Source organism: Fibrobacter sp. UBA4309, from assembly GCF_002395745.1.
Classification (GTDB): domain Bacteria; phylum Fibrobacterota; class Fibrobacteria; order Fibrobacterales; family Fibrobacteraceae; genus Fibrobacter.
On the sequence record NZ_DGUN01000015.1, the window covers coordinates 1 to 12,541 of the forward strand.

General features: G+C 54.6%; 13 protein-coding genes and 1 pseudogene. 10 read left to right on the plus strand and 4 right to left on the minus strand.

Translation table 11 applies throughout. The features are described from left to right. The 5 genes and pseudogenes from B3M32_RS01600 to feoB all read left to right on the plus strand — a co-directional run. A pseudogene (locus B3M32_RS01600) lies at positions 1–470 on the plus strand (nucleoside recognition domain-containing protein); the annotation flags it as partial. A gap of 235 nt (positions 471–705) precedes the next feature. Next, the gene (locus B3M32_RS01605) at positions 706–1,962 is read left to right on the plus strand and encodes a hypothetical protein (RefSeq protein WP_290742892.1); all 1,257 of its coding nucleotides are present in this window, start codon (positions 706–708) and stop codon (positions 1,960–1,962) included. Positions 1,963–2,119: 157 nt separating this feature from the next. After that, on the plus strand, positions 2,120–2,545 hold the full coding sequence (locus tag B3M32_RS01610) for a metal-dependent transcriptional regulator (RefSeq protein WP_290742895.1): 426 nt from the start codon (positions 2,120–2,122) through the stop codon (positions 2,543–2,545). 11 nt (positions 2,546–2,556) lie between these two features. Next, positions 2,557–2,796 carry a FeoA family protein gene (locus B3M32_RS01615; protein WP_290740100.1) on the plus strand — a complete coding sequence of 80 codons (240 nt, stop codon included), beginning with the start codon at positions 2,557–2,559 and terminating at the stop codon, positions 2,794–2,796. Continuing rightward, complete coding sequence (gene feoB, locus B3M32_RS01620; RefSeq protein ID WP_290742898.1) at positions 2,796–5,123, plus strand: Fe(2+) transporter permease subunit FeoB; 2,328 nt, start codon at positions 2,796–2,798, stop codon at positions 5,121–5,123. The genes B3M32_RS01615 and feoB overlap by 1 nt, the downstream gene beginning before the upstream one ends. A gap of 15 nt (positions 5,124–5,138) precedes the next feature. On the opposite strand, the gene B3M32_RS01625 is transcribed toward feoB, so the two are convergent. After that, complete coding sequence (locus B3M32_RS01625) at positions 5,139–5,702, minus strand: manganese efflux pump MntP family protein (protein WP_290742901.1); 564 nt, start codon at positions 5,700–5,702, stop codon at positions 5,139–5,141. A gap of 131 nt (positions 5,703–5,833) precedes the next feature. Here B3M32_RS01625 and B3M32_RS01630 point away from each other — a divergent pair, with 131 nt between their 5' ends. From B3M32_RS01630 to B3M32_RS01650, 5 genes are all read left to right on the plus strand, one after another. Further along, positions 5,834–6,133 (plus strand): c-type cytochrome, encoded by a 300-nt coding sequence (locus tag B3M32_RS01630; protein ID WP_290742903.1) that lies wholly within the window; start codon positions 5,834–5,836, stop codon positions 6,131–6,133. Between the two features lie 210 nt (positions 6,134–6,343). Continuing rightward, positions 6,344–6,847 (plus strand): cytochrome c3 family protein, encoded by a 504-nt coding sequence (locus B3M32_RS01635; protein WP_290742906.1) that lies wholly within the window; start codon positions 6,344–6,346, stop codon positions 6,845–6,847. A 22-nt stretch (positions 6,848–6,869) separates the two neighbouring features. Next, positions 6,870–7,748: a 4Fe-4S dicluster domain-containing protein gene (locus tag B3M32_RS01640; RefSeq protein ID WP_290742909.1), complete on the plus strand. Its 879-nt coding sequence runs from the start codon at positions 6,870–6,872 to the stop codon at positions 7,746–7,748. Then, positions 7,748–9,502, plus strand: coding sequence for an NrfD/PsrC family molybdoenzyme membrane anchor subunit (gene nrfD / locus B3M32_RS01645; protein WP_290742912.1), 1,755 nt, complete (start codon positions 7,748–7,750; stop codon positions 9,500–9,502). Before B3M32_RS01640 ends, nrfD begins: the two co-directional genes overlap by 1 nt. Then, complete coding sequence (locus B3M32_RS01650; protein WP_290742915.1) at positions 9,499–9,954, plus strand: hypothetical protein; 456 nt, start codon at positions 9,499–9,501, stop codon at positions 9,952–9,954. Before nrfD ends, B3M32_RS01650 begins: the two co-directional genes overlap by 4 nt. A gap of 9 nt (positions 9,955–9,963) precedes the next feature. Here B3M32_RS01650 and B3M32_RS01655 read toward each other — a convergent pair whose 3' ends face one another. The 3 genes from B3M32_RS01655 to B3M32_RS01665 form a co-directional block, all read right to left on the minus strand. Continuing rightward, a complete protein-coding gene (locus B3M32_RS01655; RefSeq protein WP_290742918.1) occupies positions 9,964–10,557 on the minus strand; it encodes an L-threonylcarbamoyladenylate synthase in 594 nt (197 codons plus the stop codon). Between the two features lie 28 nt (positions 10,558–10,585). Then, positions 10,586–10,984, minus strand: a complete 399-nt coding sequence (locus B3M32_RS01660; protein ID WP_290742921.1) for a YraN family protein — start codon at positions 10,982–10,984, stop codon at positions 10,586–10,588. A 78-nt stretch (positions 10,985–11,062) separates the two neighbouring features. After that, on the minus strand, positions 11,063–12,541 hold a 1,479-nt coding region (locus B3M32_RS01665; RefSeq protein ID WP_290742924.1), incomplete at its 5' end, for a serine/threonine-protein kinase.

Sequence of the window (12,541 nt, forward strand, 5' to 3'; positions counted from 1 at the left end):
GCGAAGAAGAAGAGGACGAAAAGACCCGCGAAGCCGTGTTTGCAAAGCTCGCTGCCGCAGGCCTCGAACTCTCCGAAGACGAAATGGGCGCTCTCGAAGAAGGCGACCTTTCTGAAACCGCCGACATCTACGCCAACCTCCGCTCTTACTTCCACAATCCGGATAAGAATGGTAACCCGGTGGATGGTTTTAACTGGCAGGTGTTTGCGTTCCTCATCTTCATCTTGCTCTATGTGCCGTGCCTTGCCGCCATGGGCGTGGTTGCCCGTGAAATCGGCCTCGGTCTCGCCGTCCTCATGGCGACCGTGCAGACGCTCCTTGCCTGGGCTGTGGCGGTACTCCTTTACCAGGTTCCTGTTGGCGGAAACATGACATGGATTGTCGCCGCTATCGTGGTGCTTGTCGGCACGGGAATTTTCCTCAAGCTCTTCGGTATGAAGGCGAATAAGGAAAAGCGCTTCGAAGACTAATCATCCTTTCGAACCAAGAACCATTAAGGGCTGGTAGGCCCCAAACCTGCCAGCCCTTAATTAAAAATCTTGAATTAGATTAGCCTAATTTTTGGAACTAAACTGAAACATCTTGGCACGCATTTTGCAACAATAGCACACAGAAGGCGAAAGCCAAGCGTTTCTGCAGCACTAATTGTAAAAACATGACGGAGTGTTACAGAAACGGGAAAACTATCCGTCATTGGAGAGAATGATGAAGAATATTTTATCATCTAACCTTTTGTTCGGTATTGCAGCCGCCTCCGTGTTTGCGATGCCTGCATTCGCCCAGGAAGCTGCCCCTGCCGCCGAAGAAAAAACCGTTGAATCCGCTCCTGCCGAAAACACTAACCCGGGCGAAGTCGCTGACGCAGCCGGTAACGCTCTCGGCATGCTCAAGGCTAGCATGAACGAAGGCACTTCGGAAGCCCAGATGGAAGTCAAGTACAATGGCGAAGTGGAATTTGATGCTTACACAGGCAATGTCTGGGCAGAAGATGACCTGAACCATTCCTACGCTTCTACCTTCGACCTGAATTTCGAAGTCAAGTTCAATGAAAAGTGGTCTGCATTCGTGGGCCTCGAAGCCGATGACGAAACGACGGATCCTGCATCGCTGTACAACGGCGCATTCATTCAGTACCAGCCGGCCGATTTCTTCGCGGTCAAGCTGGGTGACCTGACCTTCTCGGAAGGTGCTTTCGTTGCCTACTATGACTACGACGATCCGGCCGATAACGCCGCCGGTATGAAGGAACACGACATTCGCGGTCTTGAAATTGACCTGGCCGGTTTCATTCTCGGCTTTGGTTTTGGCCGTGGCGATAACGACTGGGCCGACGAAGAAGGTGCCAAGGTTTATGACGTGCATGCCGCCTACGAATTCGACTATGCGGGCCAGCACCTGCGCCCGTATGTGGACTACAAGAGCTTCCAGACCACTCAGCATAACGAACTCCATGCCGGTGTCGAAGCGGGCCTCTCTCTCGGTGGCTTTGGCTTCAGGGCTGTGTATGGTTTCCATGCCGACTACCTGGGTGACGACGGCGATGTCGTAGAAGGTCAGGACTGGACTTCTACTGCTCACGCCTTCTTGGTTGAGCCGACGTTTGAAGTGGGTATGTTCGATATCAAGACGACCGCCTTCTACGCAATTGTCGACAGGGGCGATGCCGCCGAAGATGCGAGCGATCTTGATAACGGCGAAATTCCGGAATACTTCTTCTTGTATGCCGAGCCTGCGTTCAAGTTTGCCGAATTCATCAAGGTGGGCGTTCCTGTAGAATACCACACCAATACGCTGGATGACGATGATGATACTGCCGCTACATTCGATGTCGGCGCGCGCGTCTACATCTCCCCGGTGGAAAATCTGGAAATCACCGCCTTCGGCATGGTGGACATCCCCGTGCAGGATAACGAAGACGACGATGCCCTGCGTTTCGGTCTTGAAACGGTGTTCAGCTTCTAATTACCTCGCATAATGCGCAAAAAGGGGACTGTGGCGTTTTGCCGCGGTCCTTTTTTCTATAGGGACAACGGGGTACTCTTGATAGGTTAGAAAAAAGAAACTATATTAGCGTTGACTAATATATAAGGTGTGTTTTTCGTCTAATCGGAGCCGTCCTATGGAACAAGTAAAGTTAAGCCAGAGCCTTGAAGACTACTTGGAAATGGTGCACATGCTGCGCCTTGCAAACGGGATTGCCCGTGTCCGCGACATTGCGGCGGCACTCAAGGTCAAAATGCCGTCGGTTGCCAAGGCGGTAATCGAACTCAAGAAGCTCGGCCTTGTGACGCAGGAACCTTACAGCGGTGTCGAACTCACTTCGGAAGGCGCGCTCGTGGCGTCCCAGATTCTGAACCGTCACATGCTGCTGAAGGGTTTTCTTATCAAGCTAGGCGTGTCCGAGGCGATTGCCGACAAGGACGCCTGCTGCATGGAACACATTCTTTCGGCGGAGACTCTCGAAAAAATCGAAGAATTTGTGAATTCCCCCAATACGGGTGCGACGGCGAAAAAGCCGAACGTCGCTAAATCTAAGAAAAAGTAAATCGTTGGTGTATGAATAACGAACCGAAGTTTTCGGACCTTAAAAAAGGCGACAAGGCCGAAATTATTGGATATAACACGGGTGATTCTCAGTACAAGTCCAAACTTTTATCGATGGGGCTTGTGCGCGGCGTGGTGCTGCAGGTTTTGCAGGTGGCCCCGCTCGGCGACCCGGTAGAGGTGAGCGTGCTTTCGTACAGGCTCTCGCTCCGTAAACAAGAAGCCAACGTGCTCAAGTTGAGGAGAGTCTGATGCCTATCGAGAAAGAAGTTTTCACGATTGCGATTGCGGGCAACCCGAACTGCGGAAAGACGGCGCTCTTTAACTCGCTGACCGGCTCAAACCAGATTGTGGGCAACTGGCCTGGCGTGACTGTCGAAAAGAAGGAAGGCCAGTTTAAGCTCGATAACCACACGATTCGCGTGGTGGACTTGCCGGGCATCTACGCACTGTTTGCAAACTCCGAAGACGAACGCGCCGCTCTCGATTACCTGCTCAAGGGTGAGGCGGACCTGGTCGTGAATATTTTGGATGCGACGAACCTGGAACGCAACCTGTTCCTCACGAGCCAGCTGATGGAAAAGGGCGTGCCGATGGTCTTGGCGGTGAACATGATGGACATCGCGGCGAGTCGCGGCATCCATGTGGACCTGCACAAGCTCGAAGAAATCCTCGGCGTGACGGCGATTGGCCTCACGGCGGTTTCGCCCAAGAGCTGCGAAGGATTCGTGAACGACTTGCACAAGCTGCTGCACAATAGCCGTGAACTGCCGCTCCCGAAGGCGGTCAAGCATTCCGAAGTTCTGGAAAAGCTGATTGAAGAAATTGCGGTGCCGCTCAAGCCCGTAGCCGACAAACTCGGTGCTAGCCCGCGCTGGACGGCGGTGCAGTACCTGGAACATAGCGGGCGCGTGCTGGAACTTGCCGATGAACTCGGTGTCGAAATCCCGCATGACAAGATTGAGGAGGACTTGGGCGAAGAGGTGGAATTTGCGCTCGCCGATTCCCGCTATTCCTACGCCCGCGACATTGCGAAGGCGGTCATCCGCGACAATACTACCAAACGCACGCGAACCGATAAACTCGACAAACTATTCCTGAACCGTATTCTGGGAATACCGCTTTTCCTTATCGCCATGTATCTGGTGTTCTGGTTTGCGGTAAAGGTCGGTAGTGCGTTTATTGATTTCTTCGACATTTTGTTCGGTGGAATTTTCGTGGACGGGATGACGGAACTGTTGACGAAGATTGGCGCACCGGGCGTTGTCGTGGCGCTGCTGGCGAACGGCATCGGTACGGGCATCCAGACGGTATCGACGTTCATTCCGGTCATCTTCTTCATGTTCCTTTGCCTTTCGTTCCTCGAAGATTCCGGCTACATGTCGCGTGCGGCGTTCGTAGCGGATCGCTTTATGCGGTTCCTCGGGCTCCCGGGCAAGGCGTTCGTGCCGATGATTGTGGGCTTTGGCTGCTCGGTGCCGGCGCTTATGGGCACGCGTACGCTCGAAAACAAGCGGGAAAGGTTCCTTACTTTGTTCCTGGTGCCGTTCATGAGCTGCGGCGCGCGCCTTCCGGTGTATGCGCTGTTTGGTGCGGCGTTCTTCGGCGAAAGCGCAGGGACGCTCGTGTTCGGAATTTACCTGACGGGCATTGTGATTGCCCTGATTTACGGTCTGCTCTTGCGCCATACGGTTTTCATGGGCAAGGAATCGACTTTCATCATGGAATTGCCGCCTTACCATCTGCCCAAGGTGCGTAACCTTTTCCGCCACGCATGGCTCCGCCTCAAGGAATTCGTCTTCCGCGCGGGCAAGGTCGTGCTCATTATGGTGACGGTGCTCGGCTTTATGGGCTCCGTCGGCACGGATGGCAGTTTTGGTAATGACAACAACGAAAAGTCGGTGCTGAGCGCCGTGGGAACGGTGATTACGCCGGTGTTCGAACCCTTTGGCGTTGAACGCGACAACTGGCCTGCATCTGTCGCGCTCTTTACGGGGCTTTTTGCGAAGGAAGCCATTGTCGGAACGCTCAACTCGCTGTATGCGATCGAGGGTACGGGCGACGAGGGGGAGGCTGGCGCGGCTCCAGACGAGAATGCGGCCCTTCGGCAGGCTCAGGGACCCGAGTCGTCGTTTAGACTGAAATCGACGGTGAAAGAAGCTCTCGTGAGCGTCCCGGTGAACCTGGTAGAAGTCTTTACTTCGATTGCAAACCCGCTGGGCGTCAAGGATGCGATTGATGAATCCGAAAGTGCCGGAAATGAAGGCGCTTACAAGACCATGCAGGCGCATTTCAACCTCGGGCGTTTCCAGGTGCTTGCCTACCTGCTGTTCATCTTGCTCTACGTGCCGTGCCTTGCGGCTATGGGAACCGCCTTCCGCGAACTCGGTCGCTTCTATGGAATGCTCATGATGGTGTTCCAGACAATTATCGGCTGGAGTCTCTCGGTGCTGTTCTTCCAGGTGACCTGCGGGCATTCTACCGCATGGATTTTCACCTCGGTGGTACTGCTTGCCGGTGTGGTCGTGAGCCTCGTGCTGATTGGTCGCGACCAGCGCAAGAAGAAAGTTTTTGAATAATGATTTTAGGGTGATTTAGAACAGCATTTTTACGCCGATTCCAATCAGGATTACACCTGCGATGATTTCGGGAATCTTGGTCTTGAAACGCTTGGCGGCGTGTCGGCCGATTTCGTAGCCGAGAACGCCCATGATAAGGCTTGCAAGTGCAATGGCGCTGGTGGCAAGCACCATGTTCGCGTTCAGGAATGCAAACGAAATTCCGACAGCGAATGCGTCGATACTTGTCGCAACCGAAAGCAGCAAAATGTTTGCAATCGTCAAGTTTTTCGCGGCAATCTGTTCGCCTTCTTCTTCGCCCGCGTCACCACGGATGGCGCCCCAAATCATGCGCCCGCCCAGAATGCAGAGGATGGTGCAGGCGATAGGCGTGCCGACAGCGTTGAACCATCGCTCGGCAAAGCAGCCCAGGAAATACCCGAGCAGCGTCATGCCGCCTTGGAAAACGCCAAAGCTCACCGCCTGGAGCATGGCGCGGCTGTACTTGATTCCTTTTTTAGAAAGCCCCGTGGCAATTGCAACGGCAAAGCAGTCCATTGCCTCTACAACCGCGATAATGATGATTTCGATAATGCCCATTTACGATGCCAAAAATAAAAACATATATTTGATTTGTGTGGATTTTAGCCACAAAGGATGGTGTTTTGAAACTGCGGGTTGCGGTCATAGTCTTTGTTTCGGTGTGTGCACTTTTTGCGGTAGAGGCTTTTATGCTTCCGCCGGTCACGCCCGAACTCAAAACACAAGCCCACGAATATTTTGAAAACGAATGTCGCGGTTGCCACCGCTGGGCACGCAAGTTTGCCGCACCGCCGATGCGCGACAATGTAGCGCAGTATGCCGAAAAGCCGGAAGAAATGGTCAAGTACCTGATGCATCCGACCCCGAAGCACCCCGATGAATGGCCCGCCATGGAAATCACTCCGCTTACCGAAGAACAGGCGAAAATGATGACGGCATGGCTCCTGTACATTCTCAAGAATCCCGATGACCCGGGGAGGCCGAAGTAGAATTTGAAATTAGGAATTAGAACTTAGACGTCATCATCGACTGAGTGAAACGAAGAAGGGAATCCATCCGGTTATATACAAGCGCTTGTACAAGAGTGATGGTTCCTCCTTCGGAGGATGACAGGCCAAGGATGACACTGCCAACTTGATATGATAGACCTGAATAGAAAAAACATCTTAAATGCAAAGCCTTCGCTTAAATTGGCGATGGTGGTGTTCTGCGTGGTCTTTGCTTTTTTCTTGGCGGATTTCTTGATGGGGGAGCCGAGTGCTCCGCAGCATGCTTCGGGCCCGATTCCTTTTGACCATGCGTTGCACGGAGATTCCATCGGTCTGGATTGCGCCGCCTGCCATACGGGCTCGCGTTCAGCAAGCAATGCCTTTATGCCTTCCAGGAGGGATTGCATGGATTGCCATAGGCTCCCGCTTACCGAAAAGCCGGGAATCGAGACGCTTGATTCCGTGCTTACGAGTGCTCCTGACCATCCTTGGTCGCACAAACGCTTTTTGCCGGAACACGTGGTGTTCCATCATGGAGTCCATGCGTCTGCAGGCGTTGCCTGTAGCGATTGCCATGGCGAAGGGTACATGAAAAACCACTACGGCGGTGAAAAATTCGACATGCAGACTTGCCTAAAGTGCCATCGCGGCGAAACTTTCAAAGAAAAAGGCTATAAACCAGCGGCGACCTATTGTGCCGCTTGCCACCGTTAACGGGTGAAGGTATTTTGTGGGTATGGATCGTCGCGAATTCATCAAGAGTTGCTCGCTGGTCGCCGTGATGGGACTGCTGTTCGGCTGTCGCAAGTCAGAGCTTCTTGGTGATATCGCGTCGCAGTTTTCGGTGCCCGAGCTCAAGCGTTTCGAAGACGAAGTGAAACTCGCGATGTCGCGGGCGAAAAAGTCGCTGGACTTGGTGAGGGTCTCCGCACCGGGGCCGTTGAAAATTCCCGGGGCCTCACCGGTAAACCGCTTCGGCATGGCGATAGACCTCGACCTGTGCGACGGCTGCGGCAAGTGCATCCTGGCCTGCAACCTCGAAAATAACGTGCCGCTTGTTCCCGCCGAAGATGCTACTCGCGGACGGTTTATGCACTGGGTCGAAATGCGCGGGAATGCTCCGCTCATGTGCGCCCACTGCGGTGACGCTCCTTGCGAAAAGGTCTGCCCGACAGGCGCTGCAAACCACACTCCCGACGGAATCTCGGCGATGATGTACAAGCGTTGCACCGGGAGCCGTTTTTGTGGTGCGAACTGCCCGGTTCATGCTCGCAAGTTCAACTTCAACGATGCCCAATCGCTCGGCCTTGCGCGTCAGTTCAACAAGGAGGTCCCTCTCCGCGACAAGGGCGTGATGGAGAAATGCAGCCTGTGCCTGCACCGCCTGCAAAACGACCGTCTCGCGTTCAAGACGCGCAATCCCTTGTCGGAATGGCGTGGACGTGGCGTGAAAACTGCTTGTGCCGAAGCCTGTCCCAAGAATGCCATCGTTTTCGGTAACTGGCTGGATCCCGAATCTCCGTTGGCGCGGCTGGCGAAAACGCGCATCCTGTACGCCCCGCGTGAAGTTGCTGCCCTTGATCCGTCCGTCGTGTTTGTGCGGGGGAGGCGCTAATGTTTCGCTACCTGATGCTTGCGGGACTTGCGCTGTTCTTGCCGGGGCTGTTTGCCCTGGGCTATGCCGTGCTGGAAGGCCCTTCGGCCTGGATGACCGATTCGCGGACCTTCTGGGGAACGCCGATAGCCCTTTTCGTTTTCTGGATTGGGCTTGCCCATGCCGGAACGCTCCTCTCGGCCATTTTCCTTGCGCTTGGAATCAAGCTGGACCGCCGCACCGCCCTGATTGCGGAACTTTCGACACTCGTGAGCCTCGTGTTTGCAGGAATTTTCCCGCTCATGCACTTGGGCGTTGTCGAAAACTTCTACATGGTGGCGCCCTTCCTCGATGCCCGCGGCAACTTTGCCAACGTGCGCTCGCCGCTTGTATGGGACTTCTGCTGCATTGTCGTTTACGCCCTGCTTTCGCTGCTGTTCTTTACGACGCACTTGAAGGCCCGTGTCGTCCCTGCGTTGGACAGATACTGCAAGCCCATGGCTTGGCTTCTATTCCCGTTGGTGCTCTGGGTGCATACGGTCGTGAGCCTTGATTTCGCGACGACCTTTGTTCCGGAATGGCGCGGGGCGTTTTTCCCGGTCTACTTCATTGTCGGGGCGATATTGTCGGGCCTGGCGCTTGTGAACTTGCTGATTTGCGCCGAAGGTTACCGCGTGCGCCTTATGGAGCGCCTGCAACTGATAACGTCTTGGATTCTTTGTGCTATCTGGATTTGGGATCTCCTGTTCAAGGGCTATTTCTGTACTTCGGCTTTTATTTTTGCTGTGCTTTTGCCGCAGTTCCGCATGGTCGCCGTCATTCGCGAATCCAGGGCGGGTCGCATATTCTTTTCGCTTTCGATTCTGCTCGGGCTTTTCCTGGAACGCTTTTATCTTGTTTCTCCGTTGGCCGGCGTGCCCGGTGAACCGGGATTCGGCTTGGTTGACCTGGGGCTGCTCGCGTTTTCGCTGGGCGGTTTCATGATGCTGTTCTATGCGGCCCGTAGCCTGTTGAACGAAAGCATGGAAGGCGCGGGGACCTACTTTGGCGAGGTGGATGGCAGCGACATGGCAAATGTCGAGGAATCCGAGCGGTCCCGCGAAAAGACGCACGGCCTTACGCTTTCTTATATCCAGCCGTGGTCTTCTGAAGAATACAAGACGCTGCGTTTGCCGCTTGCCTGCGGTTTTTCCGTTGCGTTGCTTTTTGTGCTTTGGGTTTGCGCCCAGTTGCCTTTTGTGGGTAGCCCTTACGAGAATGTCGAGGTAATCCTGGTGAACGTATTGCCGCTGTCTTATCCCGTGATTGCATTTGTGGCGGCCCTGGTGCTGGCCTGCAAGGCGGTTTGGGTGGACAAGGCGGTTGAGCTTGGTCGCAATTCCTATGTGGCGCTTGCTGTGGCCCTGGTGGCGTTGGCCGTCTTGGCTGGCATGTTCTATGCAGGCGGGGCTGCGTCTCGGCCGGACGCCGTGATTGCGGAGGCGCCTCAATACGGTTCGGAAATTGTGGATTCCGCCCATGTCCAGTTTGTCTGGAATGCGCGATGCGCCCAGTGCCATGGAGTCGACGGCCGCTTTAACGATAAGTTTATCCGGGAATACTATCCGGTCCCGCAAAAGCTGGATGTGGCGCGTATCGATAGCCTAGGCCTGGATTCGCTAGTGAATGTCGTCCTGGATGGACGAGTCAACATGAACCCTTACCGAGGCCGTCTTACGGAATCGGAAGCGCGCGCCCTTGTCGTGTACATGCGCTCGCTGGCGGAGGCCCCATGACTCCGTTATTGAACGCCTTTGCCTGCTTGCTTGCTCTCGGTTGTGCCTCGTTCCTGTGGCGCAAGGGATCGTCCCCTTACCGCAACGGGGCCCTGTTGGCCGGTTTCCTCTTGCTATTTAGCGTGTTTACCTATTTCGGTGCGTCCGATACGGTCGTTACCGATCCTTCGCTTGAACATTATCCATTCCGCATGCTTGCACTCTGTCTTTGCTTTTCGACGACGTCTCTCGGGATTTACCGCAGGCGTTACCTGGTGCTGGCGCAGGCTTTGTGGTGCTGGGTGGAACTTTTCGGTGCGATTGCGCTTTATTACAGGGGGTGCGATGCTGCTTGCGTCCGCATTGCGGCCCTCGCGGGAATCACCTTCGGGAGTACGTTCCTTTCGCAGATTTCCAGAGAAATGGAATTCTGCCTGATGGTGTTCTGGATGGCTGTCTGGGTTTTCTTCTAGACAGGAAACTTACGGATCGAGTAAATCGCCGCGCAGGACTTCGACCTGGTCGCCGATAAGGCTTACGATATTCGTCGGATTGATTTCGATGGGGCCGCAATCGACCATCATCTGCACGGAATGTTCAAATGTCTTCCAGATTTCGTCAGGTTCGTAGATGTCCTCTTCCGAAAGTTTTGCGGCGGTGCTCAGGATGGGCTTGTCGAAATGTTGGAAGAGTTCCTTGAAAAACGGATGCGTGGGCATACGGATGCCGATTTCGGGTCGCTTGACGTCGAGACGGCGGGCAATATGCGGGTCGGCGGGCAAGATGAACGTGTATGGCCCGGGCACGCGGGGCTTCATGATGTTGAATGCGAAATTGTCGATGCGGGCGTAGTCGGTTGCGACGCGGATGTTCGGTACGATAATCGCCATGAAGAATTTCTTCATGGGTTTCTTGAGCGCATATAGCTTGTGGATGGCCTTCGGGGATTCTGCATTGCAGCCGATGGCGTAGCCGGATTCGGTAGGATAGAGGACGAGGCCGTCGTCTTCGAGGGCGGCTGCGGCGAGCTTCACGATACGGGCCTGGGGGTTGTCTGGATGGACTTCAAATCGCATGCGCAAAATATAAATAAAAAGTTTACGATTAACACTGAGGAATGACCTGGTCTCCTTCGAAAGCATTCTTGATGTGGGTGAACTGCAGGGGTTTCTGGTAGACGCGCGCCGCCAGCACGTCGAAACGGCAGGGCTGATCGAAACCCGCCGGGGCGCAGTCCCTTCGCTGGCTCAAGAAATGGCACGCGGTTCTCCAGATTTTCTTTTGCTTCAGGCGGTTGACGCGCGCCGCCGGGTTCCCTTCTCCGCGGTTCCATACCGACTTTACCTCTACAAAGACGATTGCGTTCCCGCTGCGGGCGATGATGTCGATTTCTCCGCCGCGGTAGGCGTAATTGCGGTCGATGATTTCGTAGCCTTCCTGCCTCAGGAATGCGGCGGCCTGGGCCTCGATGAAGTTCCCCTTGTTCTTGTTGGCTTCGTGCATGTTTTTCTCCTTATAAAAAAAGAACACGCGGATTGCCGCATGTTCTTAATAAGCGATGTTTCTTTCTAAATCGTTCTGTTACAGTTCCATTCCGAGCAACCGGATTTCGGAAATGGCGAAGTCCTTGTTCTCGGCATCGTACGCTTCGTCCAGGTAAATTTTGATTTCGGTCGTTTCGATAGCCTGGATGTTCGGGTACTGCATCCCCTTGATGTTGTCGAGAACGACTCTCTGCTTGTATCCGTCCTTCGTCTCGAGCGTGAGTTTTTTGGGCTTCTTGAAAATGCGGAAGCGGTCGCCAAGGGCGTCGTCGATGGATTTCTGGTAGCCGACAGCGAGCCCGATGTGCGTCACGAGCGTGTTATTCTTGAAATAGAGCGTGAGTACCGGATTCTGCGGCTTGGGCGGCATGGTGTTGAGCCAGGCGGTCTTTAAGTCTCCGTCGGTAAGGTTGTCGATGGGGTAGCCGTCTTTTTCGTCGGGCTCGATGGCCTGGGTTTCGTAATTGCCCAGGGCTTCGTTCCATTCGATTTCACGCACGGTGCTCTCGGGCTTGTGCGTGAGCATCAACAGGATCATGAGCAAGATGATTAGCGGGAATATGGATATGGCGAGGGCGGTAAGCCTGCGGCGGATAACGCGCACATGCGAAGGAATCTTTGTGGCCGCCTCGGCGATAGACGCTGTTCCGTGGCGGAACAGGGAATGCTTTTTCATGGAGAGGCGAGTTGCTGGCCCGCGGGTCTCTTTTTGCGGGAACACCTGGTCACAGGCGTCCAGGAATTCCTGCATGTCGTGGAAGCGCTCGTTGAGTTTCTTCTTGAGGCACTTGAGGATGAGTTCGGCCAGTCCTGGCGGCATGTCCGGGCGGAACTGGCGCGGATCCGGGGGAGGTTCCTGCACGTGCTTGAGCGCAATTTCTACAGGGCGGTTCCCGTTGAAGGGGAGACGTCCGCAAGTCATTTCGTACAAGATAACACCCATGCTGTAGATGTCGGACTGGAGCGTCACTTCGTCGCCATGGCATTGTTCCGGGCTCATGTATTCCGGAGTGCCCATGGTCATGCCCGTTTTGGTGAGACGGTCCTTTTCCATCTCCTGGATATACGAAATGCCGAAATCCATGACGTACACGCGGTTGTCGCGGGTGAGCATGATGTTCGAAGGCTTTACGTCGCGGTGGACGATTCCCTTGCTGTGCGCATAGAGTAGCCCGCGTGCAATCTGGCGGATAATGACTTCGATGGCTTCGAACGGCAACTTGCTCTTGCGCTGCAATACGTCGGAGAGCGAGTAGCCCTGCACATAGGTCATGGCGATGAACAGCTGCGTTCCCTGCTTTCCGAAGTCGAACACGTGGACGATATTCTGGTGGTCGAGCTCCTTCATCGCCTGCGCTTCCAGGTAGAATCTCTGGATGGCTTCTTCGTCGGCGGAGGCGTCGAGAATCTTGAATGCGACTTCGCGTTTGAGTTTCTTGTCGAGGGCCTTGAATACGTAGCCCATGCCGCCCTTGCCCAATGTTCCGATCAGGTCGTAGTTTTCGTTAAAAGGACG